We start from the raw sequence: 20,080 nt of genomic DNA, 5'->3' as shown, positions 1-20,080 counted from the left end.
CGTTAATGCAAGCCAGTTCGAGCGACATTTCGACCCCCGAGAACAAGCCAGATGCGGATGCCGCGGGCATTGCCCGGATCGGTGTCTGGTTTTTGCTCCTGGGCCTGGGCGGGTTTCTGCTCTGGGCCTGCCTGGCGCCGCTCGACCGCGGAGTGGTCGGCAGCGGCACCGTGGTGGTTTCCGGCGAGCGCAAGACTGTGCAGTCGCGCACCGGCGGCATGATCGACAACATCCTGGTGCGTGAAGGCGACCGGGTGCAGCAAGGTCAGGTCGTGGTGCAGCTCAATACCGTGCAGGCCAAGTCGCAACTGGATGTCGCCCTGGGCCAATGGCTCGGCGCACGCGCCGTCGAGGATCGGCTGATGGCCGAACGCCTGGACCGCGCCAGCGTGCAGTGGTCCGCAGCGTTGCTGGCCCGCGCCAGCGACCCGCGCGCCGTCGCGGCGATGGAGCTGCAAGGCTATCTGTTCGCCACTCGCCGTGCCGAACTGGCCAGCCGCATGCAAATCAGCCAGCACGAAGTAGCCTCGCTCAACGAACAGCTCAAAGGCTTCGAAGAGATCAAGCGTAACCACGCCGCACAGCTGCAGTTCCAGCAGCAAGAGCTCAACGGCCTGCGCGAGCTGGCCCGTGAAGGTTACTTGCCACGCAACCGGCTGTTCGAAGCGGAAAGCAGTGCGGCGCAGTTGGGCGCCCAGTTGGCTTCGAGCATTTCCGATATTGGCCGCACGCGCCAGGCGATCAATGAAAGCAAGCTCAAGGCCTTGCAACAGGCGCAGATCTTTCGCAGCGAAGCCGAGTCGCAGCTGACCCAGGTCGTGGCGCAGACCTCAAGCCTGACCGACCAGATCAAGTCACTGGAATTCGAAGTCAACAGCGCCGCCATCGTTGCGCCCGTCGCGGGCCAGGTGATGGGCATGACCGTGCATACCGTCGGCGGTATCGCACCGGCGGGCCAGCGCCTGATGGACATTGTCCCGCAAGGCTCCAGCTGGGTGGTCAAGGCGCAGTTCCCGCCGATGATGGCCGACCGGCTCAAGCCGGAGCTGCCGGTCGACCTGCGTTTCGGTTCACTGCAACGGGTCCACACCCCGGTGATCGTCGGCAAGGTGGCTACGGTATCGGCCGACCAGTTGATCGACGAACACACCGGTTCGCCTTACTTTTCGGTGGAGGTCTCGGTCAGTCCCGAGGCCATCATCCATCTGCGCGAGCTTGGCCTGGATATCAAGCCGGGCATGCAGGCCGAGGTACTGGTCAAAACCGGCGAGCGGACCCTCGCCAACTACTTGATGCAGCCGGTGACCGAGCGTATGGCCGGTGCTTTCAAGGAAGAATGATCGTGTCCATGCGCATAGCCTTGCTGCTCTCCGTTTTTTGCTCGGCCCCGCTGCTGGCGGCCGAACCGCCGTTGTCGCTGGTGGCGCTGTACGACGCCTCGCGACTCAACGATGCGACCTACAAGGTCGCCACTCACGACTACGAAGCCTCGCGCCAGGAAGAGGCGATCGGCCGCAGCGGCTTGCTGCCGCAAGTCGCCATCAACTCTCGCTACGGCCGTGGTGGCCAGTTTGAAAATCAGCCCTCGACCAGCAGCCAGGACGATCAATTCGCTTCCGACAGCGTTGCCCTGACGGTTATCCAGCCGTTGTTCGACAAAGGCCGCTGGGCCTCCTATGAACAGGCCAAGGCGCGCGGGCAACTGGGCGAAGTGCAGCACGAGGGCGCCGACCAGGAGCTGTTCGACCGCGTGGTGCAAGCTTATTTCGATCTCGCCCAGGTGGAAAACGAACTCAAGCTGACGACCCAGCAGAAGGCCTCGGTCGAAGGCCTGGCCAAGCAATCCAAGCGTCTGTTCGAAGCCGGTGAGGGCGCCATCACCGACCTTGAAGAGGCGCAAGCCCGGCTCGATTCGATCCGCGCCCTGGAAATCCAGTTGCAGGCCCAGCATCGCTCGGCCCTGCGCAAGCTGGCGGGCCGCTCCGGTATTCCCGTCAGCGAGATCCCGCAGATGCAGGAGCAGGCCCCGGCCGCCGCCTTGCTCGCCCCCGAACAGGACCTGGACTACTGGTTGATCAAGGCCGACCAGGCCGCGTCAGCACTGGGCATCAGCCGTGCTTCGATCAAGGTGGCCGAAGCCAATCTCCAGCAGCAGAAGGCCGGGCACTACCCGACCGTGGCGCTGAGCGGCCGGCTGGCGCGGGTTGGCCAGAGCGACCTCAACGATAATACCCAGCGCCAGTCGACCTATTACGTGGGCGTCGTGATCGATATCCCGTTGTACCAGGGGGGTGGGGTCAGCGCTTCATCCGAAAAAGCCCGCGCCACCCTGGAGAGCGCCCGGTCCAGCTACGATGCCCAGCTCCAGCAAATGAACGAAGACCTCGAGCTCAACTACCTGGGCGTGGTGGCAGGCTTCGAGAAGAGCAAGGCCCTGGTGACCGCCGTGCGTTCCAGCCAGACCGCCCTGAAATCCGCGGAAAAAGGCTATGAGGCCGGCGTACGCTCGACGGTCGACATTCTCGACGCCCAGCAGCGCCTGTACTCCGCCAAGCGAGACCTGCTCGATACCAAGCTGGCGATGCTGCAAAGCTACGTCAACCTGCACACCCGCACCGGCCAGATGACCCGTAGGGAGCTGGAGAAGGTTCAGGGGTTGTTCTGACCTTTGGACATTGGGTTGCTATCGCCAGCAAGCCGGCTCCTACAAGGTGAAATGCGTACGGCTCACCTGTAGGAGCGAGCATGCTCGCGATGGAGGTTAACGATGACGCGGGAAACCTGACACCCCGCGGCGTTCTCAGGTTTATCGCGAGCATGCTCGCTCCTACAGGGTTGTACGTGAACCTGTGGAGCAAGCATGCTCTGGGCACCTGACACCCCACGGTGTTCTCAGGTTCATCGCGAGCAGGCTCGCTCCTACAAGGGGACCGCGTGCGGTTAAGCCCTGCCTGGCGCCACGCTGCTTATCGCGTCCTCGAAATCCCTGACGAAGCGTGGCGTGTCGAACAGCACAGAGTGCTCGCGCCCCTGCTGCAGACGCTCACGCACGGCGGGCAACAGATCCGCCTGCGTCGCCAGTTCAACGGCGCGCTCCTCGTATTCGGCCAGGGTGGTGGTGATCAGCTCCGGCAGGTCCAGGGACGTCAGCAGGCTGCCTGCCATGCGCGAGGCAAAGGTGCGTCCCGAGCGGGTCAGCACCGGCAGACCCATCCACAAGGCGTCGTTGGCCGTGGTGCCGGCGTTGAACGGATAGGCGTCGAGGAACAGGTCCGCAGCGCTGTAGCGGGCCAGGTACTGCGCCGGTGCAACACGCGGGGCGAACAGCAGGCGTGCCGGGTCCACGCCGTGGGCCTGGGCCCTGGCGCAGAGGTTTTCCTGGGCCCAGGGGTTGTCGGCCAGCAGCCACAACACACTGTCGGGGGCGCGGTGCAGGATTCGCATCCAGCAGTCGAACACTTCTTCGTTGAACTTGTAGTTGTTGTTGAACGAGCAGAATACGAAGCGGTCTTGCGGCAAGCCGCACTCGGCGCGGGTCGGCAACGCCGCTACGGGGCGCTGGCGGTCACTGCACTGGTAGATCTGCGCCAGGTACAGCGGTGTTTCGCTGTAGTACGCCTTCTCGCTGTCGGGGATCAGGTAGCGGTCGGCGATGACATAGTCGATGCCAGGCAGGCCGGTCGACCCGGGAAAGCCCAGGTAAGTCATTTGCACTGCAGCCGGGCGATAAGCCGGAATGTCCGGACGTGCCCCGGAGGTCAGCCCATGAAGGTCGATGAGGATGTCGATCTCATGGTTGCGAATGCATTGTGCGGCGCTCGCGTCATCCATGGCGTCGATGCGCACGAAGTGATCCATGGCCTGCTTGACCCGCTCGCGCAGGGCCGACCCGTCTTCGCGGCTCCAGCAAAAACCATACACCTCGAAGCGCTCCCGATCGATCAGCTCTAACAGCTCCACGGTCAGCAATGACACCGCATGCAGGCAGAAGTCCGATGACAGGAAGCCGATGCGCAGTTTTTGGTGGCCATAGCCTTGGGCCGAAGCCAGGGCGGGGACCCGCACATTGACCCGCTCTTTGACGAAGTGCACCGCGGCGGCCAGTTGCAGGCCTGGGTCATCGCTGCCGGCGAGCAGTGCCAGGGGCGAGGATGCCTTGAGCAGGTCGCCGCGGGTCAGGCCCGCCGGTGGCTCATAGACCGGCCAGACACATTGTTTCTGGCGCAGGTGCACCCAGTGCTGGATGACCTTGGGTTGCACAGGGTCGGCTTCCAGGCTGGTGCGCAGGATGGCTTCCGATTGCTGCAGCTGACGGGTTTCCTCCAGCAGGCGGCCCAGGTTATTACAGGTCATCAGGTACAGCTCGCGGCTTTGCGCGGCGTCGACCAGGTGCTTGTCGAGCATCGACTGCCAGGTGGCCAAGGCCTCTTGCGGCTTGTTCTGACGCTCCAGCACTGTCCCCAGGTTGAACCAGGCCTGGGCGAACTCCGGGTTCTGGGCAATAGCGGCGCGATAGGCACTCTCAGCGGCCTGTATCTGCCCCAGTTGAGTCAGGGTGGCTCCCAGGTTGAACTGGATAATGTAATTGACCGACGAGTGGCAGTGCTGCAGCCAGCGCTGGTAGAGCGCCGCGACATCGTTGACGCGCTGCGCGCCATTGAGCCGGTCTGCGGTTTCGAGCAACTTCATCGGTTCCAGCGCGATACCTTCGGCCAGCTGCAGGGCTGCAGCCAGCACGACATCGAGGTTCGGGCTCTCAAGATTCTCTCTAAGCATTTGCGCGAAGGTCTCTTCCAATAAAAAAATACCGAGCTCTTTCGAGCCCGGTATCGGATCAGTCAAGGTTTACCACTGAAGATCAGTGAATCCAAGTCTGCACATCGGTTGCTACCAACAACTGCACATCGCCATCGTTGAACACGTTGTAGCTGGCACCGTCCACCGTGGTGGTACCGGCCGCTTGCCACTCGCCACTGTCGCCAGTGATGTTCACGGTATCGTTGTGGTCACCGTTGATGATCATCTGCACCGGTGCCGCGGCACCGCTGGCCACATCCACCTGGCCGGCCTGGCCGAGCTTGCTGACTGCCTCGGCATCGACGGTCAGTACGCTGGCCTTGCCGCCATCGGCCGCCAGATCGATGGCACCCAGGGAGTGGGCATCGACTGCTTGCGAATCCAGCTTGGTCAGGTCGAAGGACTGATTGCCATTGGCGTCGGTACGGAACCAAACGTCGGCGATCGTATGGCTCTGGCCATCGCTGGTTTCGTAGCTGCCGTTGAGGCCGATCAGGTTACCGTGGTTGAGCTCGGCAGTCTTGGCCACATCCAGGTTGAACTGGGTGATGCCCAGATCCTTCAGGGTGTGCATCTCGCCTTTGTCGCTGACGCCATCGTTGTTGGCATCGACCCACACTTGCAGCGACGAGAACAGCTGGTCAGCGCCGTTGACGGCGCCGTCATGGTTGCTGTCCAGGCTGACGAGTGCCTCGAAGCCGTCTTTGGCCAGCGAACCGTCCGGCAGGCGGAACGAGGAACCGAACAGCTCGGAGCCATCGTTGACCTGGCCATCGCCATTGAGGTCGAGCGTCAGCAGGCCGTCACCGCCAGTGGCCCAGCCGGTCGCTTCCTTGTGGCCATCGGCATTGAGGTCGAACTTGACGCCAGTGCTCAGGTGCGTGGTCTGCACGCCATCACCGTTGAGGTCCAGGACCAGCGGCGTGGACAGGGCCAGCGCGTCGATCTGGGTGGCGCTCATCGCTTGCAGTTGTGCCGTGGTGAACGAATCCACCTGGGTCATCGAAAGGTGCGACAGTTGCGCCGTGGTCAGCACCGCAGCTTGCGCCGTGGTCAGGGCCGCTACCTGAGCCGTGGTCAATGCCGCCATGTCCGTGGTTTCGATCGCCACGATCTGGGCGGTGGTCAAGGCCGCTACATCAGCGGTTTCCAGGGCGCTGATCTGGGTTGGCTTGAGGGCCGCGATCTGCGCCGTGGTCAAGGCCGCGACCTGGGCAGTGGTGAACGCTGCCAGTTGGGCAGAGGTCAGGGCGCCGATATCGGCCGTTTCGATGGCCGCCACTTGCGTGGTGGTCAATGCCGCGATCTGGGTCACCTTCAGCGCCGCCACTTGTGCGGTGGTCAGGGCAACCACCTGGGCGGTGGTCAGTGCAGCCGTCTGCGCGGTGGTCAGGCTTGCAGTATCGGCCACTGTCAGGGCGGCGATGTCCGCGGTTTCAAGGGCCGCCACTTGGGTGGTGGTCAATGCCGCAGCCTGTGCCGTGGTCAATGCCGCTACCTGAGCGGTGGTCAGGGCGACCACTTGCGCGGTGGTCAGCGCTGCCACATCGTCGGTTTCCAGTGCGCTGATCTGGGCCGGCTTGAGCGCTACCACTTGTGCGGTGGTCAGGGCGGCAACCTGGGCGGTGGTCAAGGCTACCAGTTGAGTATTGGTCAGTGCACCAAGGTCAGCGGTTTCCAGGGCCGCCACTTGCGTGGTGGTCAGGGCTGCGATCTGGGTCGGCTTGAGCGCCGCGACCTGGGCCGTGGTCAGGGCGACCACTTGAGCCGTGGTCAAGGCGGCCACGTCGGCCGTTTCCATGGCACTGATCTGGGTCGGCTTGAGGGCCGCCACCTGTGCAGTGGTCAAGGCTGCCACCTGAGCGGTGGTCAGGGCTACCACGCCGGCGGTGGTCAGTGCGGCGACATCGGCGGTCTGCAGGGCCGCCACTTGCGTGGTGGTCAGTGCAGCCACTTGAGCCGGTTTCAGTCCGGCCACCTGGGCGGTGGTCAAGGCCACGACCTGAGCAGTGGTCAGGGCGGCGGTCTGCGCAGTGGTGAGGGCCGCGACGCTGGTCACTGGCAAGACCGCGATGTCAGCGGTTTCGATGGCCGCCACTTGCGTGGTGGTCAGCGCAGCCACTTGAGCAGTGGTCAGTGCCGCTACCTGGGCGGTGGTCAATGCCACCACCTGGGCAGTGGTCAAGGCGGCCACGTCGGCGGTTTCCATGGCACTGATCTGGGTCGGCTTCAGCGCCGCCACCTGGGCAGTGGTCAGCGCCGCCACCTGGGCGGTGGTCAAGGCGACGACGCCGGCGGTGGTGAGTGCGGCGATGTCTGCGGTTTCGATGGCCGCCACTTGCGTGGTGGTCAGCGCGGCCACTTGGGCCGGCTTCAGCCCGGCCACCTGGGCGGTGGTCAATGCCACAACCTGGGCGGTGGTCAGTGCAGCGGTCTGCGCGGTGGTCAGGGCCGCGACGCTGGCCACTGGCAGGGCCGCGATGTCAGCGGTTTCGATGGCCGCCACTTGCGTGGTGGTCAGCGCAGCCACCTGGGCGGTGGTCAGTGCCGCTACTTGTGCGGTGGTCAATGCCACAACCTGGGCGGTAGTCAGCGCTGCAACATCGACAGTCTGCAGGACGCTGATCTGGGTCGGTTTCAGGGCCGCTACTTGTGCGGTGGTCAGTGCCGCGACCTGGGCGGTGGTCAAGGCGACGACGCCAGCGGTGGTCAACGCGCCGATATCAGCGGTTTCGAATGCCGCCACTTGGGTGGTGGTCAGTGCAGCCACTTGAGTGGTGGTCAGTGCCGCCACTTGTGCGGTGGTCAACGCCACGACCTGAGCCGTGGTCAAGGCCGCCACGTCAGCTGTTTCCAGCGCAGCGATCTGGACCGGAGTCAGTGCAGCGACTTGGGCCGTGGTCAAGGCGGCCACTTGAGCGGTGGTCAAGGCCACGACGCTGGCGGTGGTCAGTGCGGCAACATCGGCGACCTGCAGTGCCGCCACTTGCGTGGTGGTCAGCGCGGCCACTTGGGCCGGCTTCAGCCCGGCTACCTGAGCGGTGGTCAATGCCACGACCTGAGCGGTGGTAAGGGCAGCGGTCTGCGCGGTGGTCAGGGCTGCGACGCTGGTCACTGGCAAGGCAGCGATGTCAGCGGTTTCGATGGCCGCCACTTGCGTGGTGGTCAGCGCAGCCACCTGGGCGGTGGTCAGTGCCGCTACTTGTGCGGTGGTCAATGCCACAACCTGGGCGGTAGTCAGCGCTGCAACATCGACAGTCTGCAGGGCGCTGATCTGGGTCGGTTTCAGGGCCGCTACTTGTGCGGTGGTCAGTGCCGCGACCTGGGCGGTGGTCAAGGCGACGACGCCAGCGGTGGTCAACGCGCCGATGTCAGCGGTTTCAATGGCCGCCACTTGCGTGGTGGTCAGCGCAGCCACTTGTGCGGTGGTCAGTGCCGCCACCTGGGCGGTGGTCAAGGCCACTACCTGAGCGGTAGTGAGTGCCGCCACATCAGCGGTTTCCATGGCCGCGATCTGGACCGGGGTCAGCGCAGCGACCTGGGCCGTGGTCAGTGCCGCCACTTGAGCGGTGGTCAAGGCCACGACGCTGGCGGTGGTCAGTGCGGCAACATCGGCGACCTGCAGTGCCGCCACTTGCGTGGTGGTCAGCGCGGCCACTTGGGCCGGCTTCAGCCCGGCTACCTGAGCGGTGGTCAATGCCACGACCTGAGCGGTGGTCAGGGCGGCGGTCTGCGCGGTGGTCAGGGCTGCGACGCTGGCCACTGGCAAGGCAGCGATGTCAGCGGTTTCGATGGCCGCCACTTGGGTGGTGGTCAGCGCAGCTACTTGGGCGGTGGTCAGTGCCGCCACCTGGGCAGTGGTCAACGCCACGACCTGAGCAGTGGTCAAGGCTGCGACATCGACAGTCTGCAGGGCGCTGATCTGAGCCGGTTTCAGGGCTGCCACTTGTGCGGTGGTCAGGGCGGCGACCTGGGCGGTGGTCAAGGCGACGACAACAGCGGTGGTCAACGCGCCGATGTCAGCGGTTTCGATGGCCGCCACTTGCGTAGTGGTCAGCGCCGCCACTTGAGCGGTGGTCAGTGCCGCCACCTGGGCGGTGGTCAGGGCGGCCACCTGGGCGGTGGTCAGGGCAGCGGTCTGCGCAGTGGTCAGGGCCGCGACGCTAGCCACTGGCAAGGCCGCGATGTCAGCGGTTTCGATGGCCGCCACCTGAGTAGTGGTCAAGGCAGCGAGCTGGGTGGTTTTCAGCGCGGCGATCTGGGCCGTGGTCAACGCCACCACCTGAGCCGTGGTCAGGGCTGCCACGTCGGCGGTTTCCATGACGCTGATCTGGGTCGGTTTCAGGGCCGCCACTTGTGCCGTGGTCAGGGCAGCCACCTGGGCGGTGGTCAACGCGACCAGTTGGGTGGAGGTCAGGGCGCCGATATCGGCAGTTTCCACGGCCGCCACTTGCGTGGTGGTCAGCGCGGCCACTTGGGCGGTGGTCAGTGCCGCCACTTGGGCGGTGGTCAGGGCGACTACCTGTGCGGTGGTCAGGGCGGCGGTCTGGGCCGTGGTCAGGCTGGCGACCGATCCAGCGGGCAGCACAGCGATATCCGCCGTTTCGATGGCAGCGACTTGCGTCGTGGTCAGTGCGGCGATCTGCGCGGTTTTCAGTGCGGTGACCTGAGCGGTGGTCAGGGCAACCACTTGCGCGGTCGTCAGCGCCGGTACTTGCGCGGCCGAGAACGCACCAATGTTCGACACGGTGATGACTGCGATCTGCGCAGCGGTCATCTGGGCGATCTGAGCGGTGCTCAACGCGGCAATATCCTGGGTCTCAAGCCCAGCAATGGTAGTTGTACTCAAGGCAGCGACTTGCGCTGGGGTCAACGAAGAAATAAAGCTCATGAACGCATCCTGTATAGGGGTCATTTACTGCGCTGCCAGCGTTGTCGCCGTAGCCTTGGGCGGAAATTTGGTAGCCCACGTGTCGTTAGCGACACAGTTGGTAAAAACATTAAGAATCTTTTTTGATGGCTTTTTGCCTTTTTATCGATTTTTGGTTATAAAAAAACTTGGCGTTATAGGCTCAAATAGTAGGAAACGACATCATATAGCTATCATTGATTTGTTGACGCCATTTTTTTGAGACTGGAAAATGGCACGCCGATGTAGCGCCATGACCTTGACCCCTGCCCAGCACTTCCCCTAGTGTGCGCGGGACATTTCGTCCGTCGGCAGGCATCGGCCAGCGGAGCAAGCCCCCATTCCCCTTTTGCTATCCGGCAAGGGCCTTGATCGAGTAATTGATTGTGAAAACCTTCCTCCATGTAGGTTGTGGTCCAAAGAGCAAGAACAGCACGACCAAGGGCTTCGCCTCGGAGCAGTGGCAAGAGCTGCGCTTCGACATCGATGAGAGTGTCAACCCGGACATCGTCGGCACCATGACTGACATGTCCCAGGTCAAGGACGCTTCGGTGGATGCGCTGTTTTCCAGCCACAACATCGAGCATCTCTATCCCCATGAGGTGCCGGTAGCCCTGGCGGAGTTCAAGCGCGTGCTCAAGCCTGGCGGCTTCGTGATCATTACCTGCCCGGACCTGCAATCGGTGTGTGCCCTGGTGGCCGAAGACAAGCTGACCGACGAGGCCTACCTTTCGCCGGCCGGCCCGATCGCGCCCATCGACATTCTCTACGGACATCGCCCGGCCATGGCCAACGGCAACGTGTTCATGGCGCACCGTTGCGGTTTCACCAAAAAGGTACTGACGGGTTCTCTTCAAGCGGCCGGTTTCGACATGGTTCTGCCGATACAGCGTGCTCATCCGTTTTATGATCTGTGGGCGGTGGCGGCACTTGCTCCGATCAACGAGCAGGAAGTGGTGGCGATCGCCAACCAGCATTTCCCAGGCTAAACCACGCCGAACCGGGGCCCGCGCCAAGCGCGCCTGCCAGCTGTATTCCTAATGGAATCATTGAGTTACTGAATGGTCATAGACAGGGTTTCAACGCCGTGCGGGATTTTCCACCGGCCGAAACCCTATCACCCCCCGACCTTCAGGATGCTCAAATGAATCGCGCAGTAATGATGACCCTGGCCATTTCCAGCCTGCTCTTGCTGGGAGGCTGCGGACCTCACTGGGAAGACGGAGAAAGGTACGGCCGCTATCACGATCAGGATCATCGCCGCGGCTATGACCAAAGGGATGACGCTGGTCAAGGGTATGGCCATCGATATGATCGTCGTGATGATGATCGCGACTACCGTCGTAATCGCGATCGGGATGACAGGGACGACTGATACATCCAGGATCTTTCAAAAGAGGGGTAGGGGTTGATCAGCTTCCCGACTCACTGCCTCTCTGATTGTCCCCGTCATCCTGCGACTCCGCGTCTTTTTTAATGGAATGCGCGTCGGCACCGGAGTTTGAGCCCGCCGCTTCCTCGCCTTTTTTATTGGCCTTTTCCGCGTTGGATTCTGGCTGGTTGAGCCCGGGAAGTGCCGAAGGGGGAATGGTTACATCCTCGGTGGTTTTCTCGGCGGCCAGCACGTAAAGCGGCGAGTCCCCAATCACTCGACCTTTTCCACAAATCCATCAGGAACGGATCGGCGTTGATGCGCTTGTCGATCTTGTCTTGGGAGAGTTTCTTCTGTTTGAGGTGAAGGGGTAGACCCTCTGTATGGGCGTTGCGTGCATCGGCAATAGCGTCCGCGAATGCTTTGGTGATTGAGTCAGGCCGGCTCCTAAAGCAGCGACCATCGACTCGCTCAGCAAGGTGATTCAATATCTCCACTGCTTTGCTGGAGAGGGGGACGCCACGGGAGGAGCCGTTCTTGGTCATCGGCAGCAGAGCAACTCGCTTGTCTAGATTGACGTTGGCGCTTTGTAGGCCAGTTATTTCACTTCGGCGCATCGCCGTTTCCACTGCGAAGGTCATTATTTCTGGTAGCTCGGTCGAGCGCGAGTGGCGGCGAATCATTTCGAGCTCGTCCAAGTGCTCGCACAGCAGCTTTCCATCCTTTTGTGTCCATACATCTGTGGTGAGAACCCGTCGCTCGCGTGCGTCGTCAACGCTTGGTTGGCGGATGAGTTCGACCGGGTTGCTTAGAGACTCCATGCGCCACTCTTTACGGGCGATGGTGAATACATGAGAGATCAAGGCCAGCTCGCGGCGTACTGTGGCGGGAGCCAGGCCTTCTTCGAGGCGCGAATCGCGGTATCTCGCCATATCGGAGCCGCGGATGCTGGCAAGTGATCTGAGGGCTAATGGATGACGTTGCATGGCCTGGATGCGTGACAGCTCTGAAGCGCTACTTCGCTTTTGGCTGGTCACTTCCTTGGCGTACGACTCTAGGGCGTTGGCGAAGGAGGTCGCCTCAGCCTCGCTGCGGCTGACGAATACTCCAGCGTCCATTTCACGCTCAATCATAGTCGCCCAGGTTTTTGCTTCTAGCTGGGTATTGAATGTGCGTGTCTGTTGGGGCCACCCTTTACGTCTGATTTGAGCGTGCCATTGGTGTGGGCCTTTCTTCCTAAGCGTCGCCATCGCTTTTCGCACTGTGCCAAAAATGTGCCATTAACTTTACGGGAATACCCATGGAAGCCGCAAAGACCGCGTTAATACGAGAAACCTTCCCTGTTGGCCCTTTGCAGTGCAACTGCACGATCATCGGCGATCCGATCACCAAAAAGGCCATCGTGGTCGATCCGGGCGGTAATCACGAACTGATCCTCGCGCGGCTCGATGCGCTGGGCCTGAAGGTGGTCAGCATCATTCACACCCACGCGCACCTCGATCACTTCCTGGCTTCGGGTCAGTTGAAGGAAAAAACCGGCGCAACCCTGCACCTGCATAAAGAAGATCAATTCCTCTGGGACAATCTGGAGATGCAATGTCAGATGTTCGGCGTCCCTTACACGCCGGTGCCGCCGCCTGATCGCTGGTTGGCCGATGATGAAGAACTGGCCTGCGGCTGCGGCGTGGCGTTGCACACGCCGGGTCATACGCCGGGTTCCATGAGCTTTTGGTTTTCAGAGGCTAAGCTGCTGATTGCCGGTGACACGTTGTTTCGTCGCGGGGTAGGGCGCACGGATTTGTGGGGTGGCGATCAGGCGACCATCGTGCGGTCGATCAAGCAGCGGCTGTACACCCTCGACGAAGAGGCGACGGTGGTGACCGGGCATGGTCCGGACACACGTCTGGGCGATGAAATGCGCGAGAACCCTTTTGTGAGGGCCTGATTTCTAACGTTGTGAGGGGCGTGGCGGAATTTTTTTCATCCGCAATGATCCAACGCCCGCAAAGGTTCAATGCCTAAGTCCGTTGCACCACAGAATGCAAAAAGTAGGAGCTCTTCATGTTCACCAAGCAACGTTTGATTATTGTCGCTACGGCTGTGGCCTTGCTGTCTGGCTGCGCCTCGCCTAGCCCTTACGACAACCAGGGCCAGGCCGACGGTGGTTCCACGGGCATGAGCAAAACCGCTAAATACGGTGGCCTCGGCGCTCTGGCCGGTGCTTTGGCCGGTGCCGCCATCAGTCACGATAACCGTGGCAAGGGCGCGCTGATTGGCGCCGCCGTGGTGGGTGCCTCCGCTGCCGGTTACGGTTATTACGCCGACCAGCAAGAGAAAAAACTGCGGGCCAGCATGGCCAACACCGGGGTGGAGGTGCAGCGCCAGGGTGATCAGATCAAACTGATCATGCCGGGTAACATCACCTTCGCCACCGATTCGGCGAACATCGCGTCGGGTTTCTATCAGCCGCTGAACAATCTGGCGGGCTCGCTCAAGGAGTTCAGCCAGAACCAGATCGAAATCGTCGGCTACACCGACAGTACCGGCAGCCGTCAGCACAACATGGACCTGTCCCAGCGTCGCGCCCAGAGTGTGGCGACTTACCTGACGTCGCAGGGCGTGAGCGGTGCCAACCTGTCGGCTCGCGGTGCCGGGCCGGATAACCCGATTGCCAGCAACGGTGACGTCAATGGTCGGTCGCAGAACCGTCGGGTCGAGGTCAACCTGAAGGCGATTCCGGGTCAGCAGTATGGCGGCCAGCAGTAAGGCACTGTTCAGCAGTATCCATAATCGTCTGACTGAACCCCAGGCGTAAAAAAGCCCGCCAGATCCTGAACAGATCGGGCGGGCTTTTTTTGTGTCGCGCGAAACCTGATTACTTCTTCAGACCGTAATGCTCATCAAGCATGCCCGGCGCGTTCGGGGCTTTGGGGGCGTAGTCGCGAGGCGGCTCCTGATTGCGCGGTGGCGTCAGGCGTTCCCGTGGGGCGGCTGCCGCATCGGCGTGCAGCGAGGCCAGCAGGCGTTGGCGGGTTTGCTCGTCCAGGGCCAGGCGGTTGGCGCCCTCGGCGAGGTGATCCTGCACTTCCTGATAGCTCTGAGTCAGTTTCTTGACCAGGTTTGCAGTGCTGTTGAAGTGGGTAACCACCTCGTTCTGATAACTGTCGAAACGTTCCTGAATGTCATCCAGCTGACGTTGTGTGCTGCTAGGCGCGGCATTCGGCACCAGGCGAGCGATCAGGAAACCAATGGCGACACCCACAACCAGGGCAAGAGTCGGCAACAACCAAACTAAGAGCGAGTGTTCCACGAGTCCTTCCTCTATAAACGGCTTTGCTTTACGTTAACGGCTCGAACCTGCGCTGTATACCGCGATTCACTCGCAATAGATTGGCACAGACAATTTGCTAGACGAGTTGACCCGATTCGAGGTCACGGAGTTCCTTCCTTGCTTATGCGCGAAACCCCTGTAGTGATTGATGGCCCGGTCGGCCAACTGGAAGCCCTCTACCTGGACAATGAGCAGTCACGCGGCATTGCGCTGATTTGCCATCCGAACCCGGTGCAGGGCGGCACCATGCTCAATAAAGTCGTCTCGACCTTGCAGCGCACTGCGCGTGACGCCGGTTTGATTACTTTACGTTTCAACTACCGTGGCGTCGGTGCCAGCGAAGGCACCCACGATATGGGCACCGGCGAAGTCGACGATGCCCAAGCCGTTGCCGAATGGCTTCGAGCCAAACACCCAGAGTTGCCGCTGACCCTGTTCGGATTCTCCTTCGGCGGTTTTGTTGCAGCCAGTCTCGGCGGACGCCTGGAAGCGAAGGGCGAACAACTGCAACATTTGTTCATGGTCGCGCCCGCTGTCATGCGGCTCGGCGATCAGGATCAACTGCCGCAGCGTGGCGAGCTGACTCTTATCCAGCCAGAAACCGACGAAGTCATCGACCCGCAAGCTGTCTACGACTGGTCCTCGAAACTCGAGCGCCCCCATGAGTTGCTGAAAGTGGCAGAATGCGGACACTTTTTTCATGGCAAGCTGACCGATCTCAAGGATCTGATCCTGCCGCGTCTTTCGAATTGATTGCAGTCTGACAAGCGATTACCCATGACGACTCGTACCCGTATCCTCACCGGCATCACCACCACCGGCACGCCGCACCTGGGCAACTACGCCGGCGCCATCCGCCCGGCGATCCTTGCCAGCCGTGACAGCAATGCCGATTCGTTCTACTTTCTGGCCGACTACCACGCCTTGATCAAATGCGATGACCCGCTGCGCATCCAGCGCTCGCGTCTGGAAATCGCCGCGACCTGGTTGGCCGGTGGCCTGGATGTGGACCGCGTAACCTTCTATCGCCAGTCCGACATCCCGGAAATCCCAGAGCTGACCTGGCTGCTGACCTGCGTCGCCGCCAAGGGCCTGCTCAACCGCGCCCACGCCTACAAGGCCTCGGTGGACAAGAACGTCGAAACCGGCGAAGACCCGGATGCTGGCATCACCATGGGCTTGTACAGCTACCCGGTGCTGATGGCCGCGGACATTCTGATGTTTAACGCCCACAAGGTGCCGGTCGGCCGTGACCAGATCCAGCACGTGGAAATGGCCCGTGACATCGGCCAGCGCTTCAACCACCTGTTCGGCCAGGGCAAAGAATTCTTCACCATGCCCGAGGCGCTGATCGAAGAAAGCGTTGCCACGCTGCCAGGCCTCGACGGTCGCAAGATGTCGAAGAGCTACGACAACACCATTCCGTTGTTCAGCAGCGCCAAGGAAATGAAGGACGCGATTTCGCGGATCGTCACCGACTCCCGTGCGCCGGGCGAAGCGAAAGATCCGGACAACTCACACCTGTTCACCTTGTTCCAGGCCTTCGCCACCCCGGCGCAGTCCGACGAATTCCGCAGCGAATTGTTGCAGGGCCTGGGTTGGGGCGAGGCGAAGAATCGTCTGTTCCAGTTGCTCGACAGCGAGCTGGGTGAGTCCCGCGAGCGTTATCACCAGCTGATCGAACGCCCGGCAGACCTGGAAGACATCCTGCAGATCGGTGCCAAAAAGGCTCGTTCGGTGGCGACACCGTTCCTTCATGAACTGCGTGAAGCGGTTGGCCTGCGCTCTTTCGTCGCTCAGACCCAAGTCGCGACCACCACCAAGAAGAAAGCCGCGAAAGCCGTGCGTTTCGTCAGCTTTCGTGAGGACGACGGTAGTTTCCGCTTCCGTTTGCTGGCGGCCGACGGCGAGCAGCTGCTGCTGTCGCGCAACTTCGCCGACGGTAAAACCGCAGGCCAGGTGACCAAGCAACTGCAATCGGGTCAGCCATTGGACGTGCGCAACGAAGACCTGAGCTTCAGCGTCTGGCTGGAAGGCGAGTGCGTTGCCGACAGCGCAACCTTCGCTGACAGCGCCGCTCGCGACGTCGCCATCGACGCCCTGCGAGTTGCTCTGACGCCGGTTCAGGAATAAATCAGCGGCTCGGCCCGACCAAGGGCTGATTGCCATTCCCACGGGCCGTCGCTACAGTGACGGCCCGTTTTTGTTGCCTTGCTAACGAATTATGACGCCCCTAGAACGATATCAAGCTGATCTGAAACGCCCGGAATTCTTCCATGACGCCGCGCAGGAAACTGCGGTGCGCCACTTGCAGCGCCTGTACGATGATCTGGTCGCAGCCTCGCACAGCAAACCGGGTCTGTTCGGTAAACTGTTTGGCAAGAAAGACGCGGCACCGGTCAAGGGTCTGTACTTCTGGGGCGGCGTCGGCCGTGGCAAGACCTATCTGGTCGACACTTTCTTCGAAGCGCTGCCGTTCAAGGAAAAGGTCCGCACTCACTTCCACCGCTTCATGAAACGCGTGCACGAAGAGATGAAGACCCTCGGCGGCGAGAAAAACCCGCTGACCATCATCGCCAAGCGCTTCTCCGACGAAGCCCGGGTGATTTGTTTCGATGAGTTCTTCGTCTCCGACATCACCGACGCGATGATCCTCGGCACGCTAATGGAAGAGCTGTTCAAGAACGGCGTGACCCTGGTCGCGACTTCGAACATCGTGCCGGACGGTCTGTACAAGGACGGCCTGCAACGTGCGCGCTTCCTGCCAGCCATTGCGCTGATCAAGCAGAACACCGAGATCGTCAACGTCGACAGCGGCGTCGATTACCGTCTGCGTCACCTTGAGCAAGCGGAGCTGTTCCACTTTCCGCTGGATGATGCGTCCCACGAAAGCCTGCGCAAGAGCTTCCGTGCCCTGACGCCGGAATGCACGGCAGCCATCGAGAACGACGTGTTGATGATCGAGAACCGCGAAATCCGTGCCGTGCGCACGTGCGATGACGTGGCCTGGTTCGACTTCCGCGAACTCTGCGACGGCCCGCGCAGCCAGAACGATTACATCGAACTGGGCAAGATCTTCCACGCCGTGTTGCTCAGCGGTGTCGAGCAGATGAGCGTCACCACCGACGACATCGCCCGACGCTTTATCAACATGGTCGACGAGTTCTACGACCGTAACGTGAAGCTGATCATTTCCGCTGAAGTCGAGCTCAAAGACCTCTACACCGGTGGTCGCTTGAACTTCGAGTTCCAGCGCACCTTGAGTCGTCTGCTGGAAATGCAGTCTCACGAATTTCTGTCCCGGGCGCATAAGCCGTAGGACATTTTGGAAAATGAAAAAGGGCCTGCATTGCAGGCCCTTTTTTTGTTTATGCAGCTTGCTGAAACTGTTGTCGATACTGGTTCGGCGACAATTCCGTGTGCTGGCGGAACAATCGTGCGAAGAAACTCGCATCGTCGTAACCGACTTCATAGCTGATGGTTTTGATGCTCTTGCGGCTGCCGGACAGCAAGCCTTTGGCGGTTTCGATACGCAGGCGTTGCAGGTAATGCAGCGGTTTGTCGCCGGTGGCGGTCTGGAAGCGCCGCATGAAATTACGGATGCTCATGCCGTGTTCGCGAGCCACGTCTTCGAAGCGGAATTTGTCGGCGAAATGCTCTTCGAGCCAGTGCTGGATCTGCAGGATGATCACATCCTGGTGCAGCTTCTGACCGCCGAAACCGATTCGTCCTGGCGAGTAGCTGCGCTGCACTTCATAAAGAATGTCCCGCGCCACGGCCTGGGATACGTTGGCGCCGCAGAAGCGTTCGATCAGGTAGATGTAAAGGTCGCAGGCCGAGGTGGTGCCGCCAGCGCAATACAGGTTGTCGGCGTCGGTCAGGTGCTTGTCCTGATTAAGCTGAACCCGTGGGAAGCGTTCGGCGAACGCATTGAAGAAGCGCCAGTAAGTGGTTGCTTCCTTACCATCGAGCAGCCCGGCCTCGGCCAGCCAGAACACCCCGGTGGCTTCGCCGCAGAGTACTGCGCCGCGAGCATGTTGCTGACGCAGCCAGGGCAGGACCTGTGGGTAGCGTTGGCAAAGGGTGTCGAAATCGTCCCAGAAGGCTGGAAGGACAATGATGTCGGCGTTTTCCAGGCCGCCGTCCACCGGCATGACCACGTCACTGAAGCTGTTCACCGGTTTGCCGTCGGGGCTGACCAGGCGGGTTTCGAACGCCGGAGTCAGGCCTTGGCCCAGTTGTTTGCCGTAACGCAGGCTGGCCAGGTGGAAGAAATCCTTGGCTTGCATGAGGGTGGAAGCGAAAACCCGGTCGATAGCCAGGATGCTGACGCGCCGCAAGGGCGTGGAGACTTGGTTAGACATAATTCAACTTTATTCTTATAGGGGAAAGTGGTCACCAGACGGCTGGATCGTCTTATTTTTTGTCTGATGTGTCCAGTGTCCTGTATCGGATGCGGGGCATAGTCTCTGAAGGTCAATTCCGGCTAACAACAACGATAGGTGCCGCATGATCCCCAGAACATTGTTCAGTTCCGAGCACGAACTTTTTCGCGACAGCGTGCGAACGTTCCTCGAAAAAGAGGCTGTGCCGTTCCATGGGCAATGGGAGAAACAAGGCTATATCGACCGCAAACTCTGGAACAAGGCAGGGGAGGCGGGGATGCTCTGTTCGCATCTGCCGGAAGAATACGGCGGCCTGGGGGCGGACTTTCTCTACAGCGCGGTGGTGATCGAAGAGGTCGGTCGTCTCGGCCTGACCGGTATCGGTTTTTCCCTGCATTCGGACATCGTCGCGCCTTACATCCTGCATTACGGTAGTGAGGCGCTGAAACACAAATACCTGCCGAAACTGGTGTCTGGGGAGATGGTTACGGCGATTGCCATGACCGAGCCTGGTGCCGGTTCCGACCTGCAAGGGGTGAAAACCACCGCGGTGCTCGATGGCGACGAGTATGTGATCAACGGTTCGAAGACGTTCATCACCAACGGCTATCTGGCGGACCTGGTGATTGTCGTGGCCAAGACCGATCCGAAGGCCGGCGCGAAAGGCACCAGCCTGTTTCTGGTGGAAGCCAACACCCCAGGCTTCGTCAAGGGCAAGCGCCTGGAAAAAGTCGGCATGAAGGCTCAGGACACCTCGGAACTGTTCTTCCAGGACGTTCGAGTGCCCAAGGAAAACCTTTTGGGGCAGGCTGGGATGGGCTTCGCGTACCTGATGCAGGAATTGCCTCAAGAGCGTCTTACCGTTGCCATCGGCGGGCTTGCTTCGGCTGAAGCTGCGTTGCAATGGACGCTGGATTACACCCGCGAGCGCAAGGCATTCGGCAAGGCGATCGCCGACTTCCAGAACACCCGCTTCAAACTGGCGGAGATGGCGACCGAGATTCAGATCGGTCGGGTCTTCGTCGATCGCTGTCTGGAACTGCACCTGCAAGGCAAGCTCGATGTGCCGACAGCGGCGATGGCCAAGTACTGGGGCACTGACCTGCAATGCAAGGTACTCGACGAGTGCGTGCAGTTGCATGGCGGTTACGGTTTCATGTGGGAATACCCGATCGCCCGGGCGTGGGCGGATGCGCGGGTGCAGCGGATTTATGCGGGGACCAATGAAATCATGAAGGAGATTATTGCGCGGTCGCTGTAATTTAGACCGCTTTCGCGAGCAGGCT

Annotated in this window: 16 protein-coding genes; 10 read left to right on the top strand and 6 right to left on the bottom strand. The window is 61.1% G+C overall.

Annotation, left to right across the window (positions count from 1 at the left end):
• Positions 1 to 5: 5 nt before the first annotated feature.
• Both MO767_RS16935 and MO767_RS16930 read left to right on the top strand, forming a co-directional pair.
• A complete protein-coding gene (locus tag MO767_RS16935; RefSeq protein WP_282481427.1) occupies positions 6 to 1,340 on the top strand; it encodes an HlyD family type I secretion periplasmic adaptor subunit in 1,335 nt (444 codons plus the stop codon).
• Positions 1,337 to 2,665 (top strand): TolC family outer membrane protein, encoded by a 1,329-nt coding sequence (locus tag MO767_RS16930; RefSeq protein ID WP_282481426.1) that lies wholly within the window; start codon positions 1,337 to 1,339, stop codon positions 2,663 to 2,665. Before MO767_RS16935 ends, MO767_RS16930 begins: the two co-directional genes overlap by 4 nt.
• A gap of 275 nt (positions 2,666 to 2,940) precedes the next feature.
• On the opposite strand, the gene MO767_RS16925 is transcribed toward MO767_RS16930, so the two are convergent.
• Complete coding sequence (locus tag MO767_RS16925) at positions 2,941 to 4,776, bottom strand: tetratricopeptide repeat protein (protein WP_282481425.1); 1,836 nt, start codon at positions 4,774 to 4,776, stop codon at positions 2,941 to 2,943.
• Between the two features lie 82 nt (positions 4,777 to 4,858).
• On the bottom strand, positions 4,859 to 9,688 hold the full coding sequence (locus MO767_RS16920) for a hypothetical protein (RefSeq protein ID WP_282481424.1): 4,830 nt from the start codon (positions 9,686 to 9,688) through the stop codon (positions 4,859 to 4,861).
• 404 nt (positions 9,689 to 10,092) lie between these two features.
• On the opposite strand from MO767_RS16920, the gene MO767_RS16915 reads away from it, so the two are divergent.
• Positions 10,093 to 10,695 (top strand): methyltransferase domain-containing protein, encoded by a 603-nt coding sequence (locus tag MO767_RS16915; RefSeq protein ID WP_282481423.1) that lies wholly within the window; start codon positions 10,093 to 10,095, stop codon positions 10,693 to 10,695.
• Between the two features lie 155 nt (positions 10,696 to 10,850).
• Positions 10,851 to 11,081 carry a hypothetical protein gene (locus MO767_RS16910; protein ID WP_282481422.1) on the top strand — a complete coding sequence of 77 codons (231 nt, stop codon included), beginning with the start codon at positions 10,851 to 10,853 and terminating at the stop codon, positions 11,079 to 11,081.
• A 37-nt stretch (positions 11,082 to 11,118) separates the two neighbouring features.
• Here the strand turns inward: MO767_RS16910 and MO767_RS16905 are convergent, their stop codons facing one another.
• Both MO767_RS16905 and MO767_RS16900 read right to left on the bottom strand, forming a co-directional pair.
• The gene (locus tag MO767_RS16905) at positions 11,119 to 11,331 is read right to left on the bottom strand and encodes a hypothetical protein (protein ID WP_282481421.1); all 213 of its coding nucleotides are present in this window, start codon (positions 11,329 to 11,331) and stop codon (positions 11,119 to 11,121) included.
• The gene (locus MO767_RS16900) at positions 11,234 to 12,211 is read right to left on the bottom strand and encodes a tyrosine-type recombinase/integrase (protein WP_282481420.1); all 978 of its coding nucleotides are present in this window, start codon (positions 12,209 to 12,211) and stop codon (positions 11,234 to 11,236) included. Before MO767_RS16900 ends, MO767_RS16905 begins: the two co-directional genes overlap by 98 nt.
• A 167-nt stretch (positions 12,212 to 12,378) precedes the next feature.
• On the opposite strand from MO767_RS16900, the gene MO767_RS16895 reads away from it, so the two are divergent.
• Positions 12,379 to 13,023: an MBL fold metallo-hydrolase gene (locus MO767_RS16895; protein ID WP_282481419.1), complete on the top strand. Its 645-nt coding sequence runs from the start codon at positions 12,379 to 12,381 to the stop codon at positions 13,021 to 13,023.
• A gap of 116 nt (positions 13,024 to 13,139) precedes the next feature.
• On the top strand, positions 13,140 to 13,844 hold the full coding sequence (locus tag MO767_RS16890) for an OmpA family protein (protein WP_282481418.1): 705 nt from the start codon (positions 13,140 to 13,142) through the stop codon (positions 13,842 to 13,844).
• A gap of 109 nt (positions 13,845 to 13,953) precedes the next feature.
• Here the strand turns inward: MO767_RS16890 and MO767_RS16885 are convergent, their stop codons facing one another.
• Positions 13,954 to 14,388 carry a DUF1043 family protein gene (locus MO767_RS16885; protein WP_008025941.1) on the bottom strand — a complete coding sequence of 145 codons (435 nt, stop codon included), beginning with the start codon at positions 14,386 to 14,388 and terminating at the stop codon, positions 13,954 to 13,956.
• Between the two features lie 144 nt (positions 14,389 to 14,532).
• On the opposite strand from MO767_RS16885, the gene MO767_RS16880 reads away from it, so the two are divergent.
• From MO767_RS16880 to zapE, 3 genes are all read left to right on the top strand, one after another.
• The gene (locus MO767_RS16880; protein ID WP_282481417.1) at positions 14,533 to 15,162 is read left to right on the top strand and encodes an alpha/beta fold hydrolase; all 630 of its coding nucleotides are present in this window, start codon (positions 14,533 to 14,535) and stop codon (positions 15,160 to 15,162) included.
• 24 nt (positions 15,163 to 15,186) lie between these two features.
• Positions 15,187 to 16,542, top strand: a complete 1,356-nt coding sequence (locus MO767_RS16875; protein ID WP_282481416.1) for a tryptophan--tRNA ligase — start codon at positions 15,187 to 15,189, stop codon at positions 16,540 to 16,542.
• A gap of 91 nt (positions 16,543 to 16,633) precedes the next feature.
• The gene (gene zapE / locus MO767_RS16870) at positions 16,634 to 17,728 is read left to right on the top strand and encodes a cell division protein ZapE (protein WP_046048269.1); all 1,095 of its coding nucleotides are present in this window, start codon (positions 16,634 to 16,636) and stop codon (positions 17,726 to 17,728) included.
• A 49-nt stretch (positions 17,729 to 17,777) separates the two neighbouring features.
• Here the strand turns inward: zapE and MO767_RS16865 are convergent, their stop codons facing one another.
• Positions 17,778 to 18,674: a GlxA family transcriptional regulator gene (locus MO767_RS16865; RefSeq protein ID WP_177338842.1), complete on the bottom strand. Its 897-nt coding sequence runs from the start codon at positions 18,672 to 18,674 to the stop codon at positions 17,778 to 17,780.
• Positions 18,675 to 18,918: 244 nt separating this feature from the next.
• Between MO767_RS16865 and MO767_RS16860 the strand changes: the two genes are divergently transcribed.
• Positions 18,919 to 20,055 (top strand): acyl-CoA dehydrogenase family protein, encoded by a 1,137-nt coding sequence (locus tag MO767_RS16860; RefSeq protein ID WP_282481415.1) that lies wholly within the window; start codon positions 18,919 to 18,921, stop codon positions 20,053 to 20,055.
• Positions 20,056 to 20,080 lie beyond the last annotated feature (25 nt).

The sequence above is a fragment of the Pseudomonas sp. UYIF39 genome (assembly GCF_029963765.1).
In the GTDB taxonomy this organism is placed as follows: domain Bacteria; phylum Pseudomonadota; class Gammaproteobacteria; order Pseudomonadales; family Pseudomonadaceae; genus Aquipseudomonas.
The sequence above is the reverse complement of the archived record's forward strand: the minus strand, read 5'-3'. Positions and strand labels throughout refer to the sequence as shown.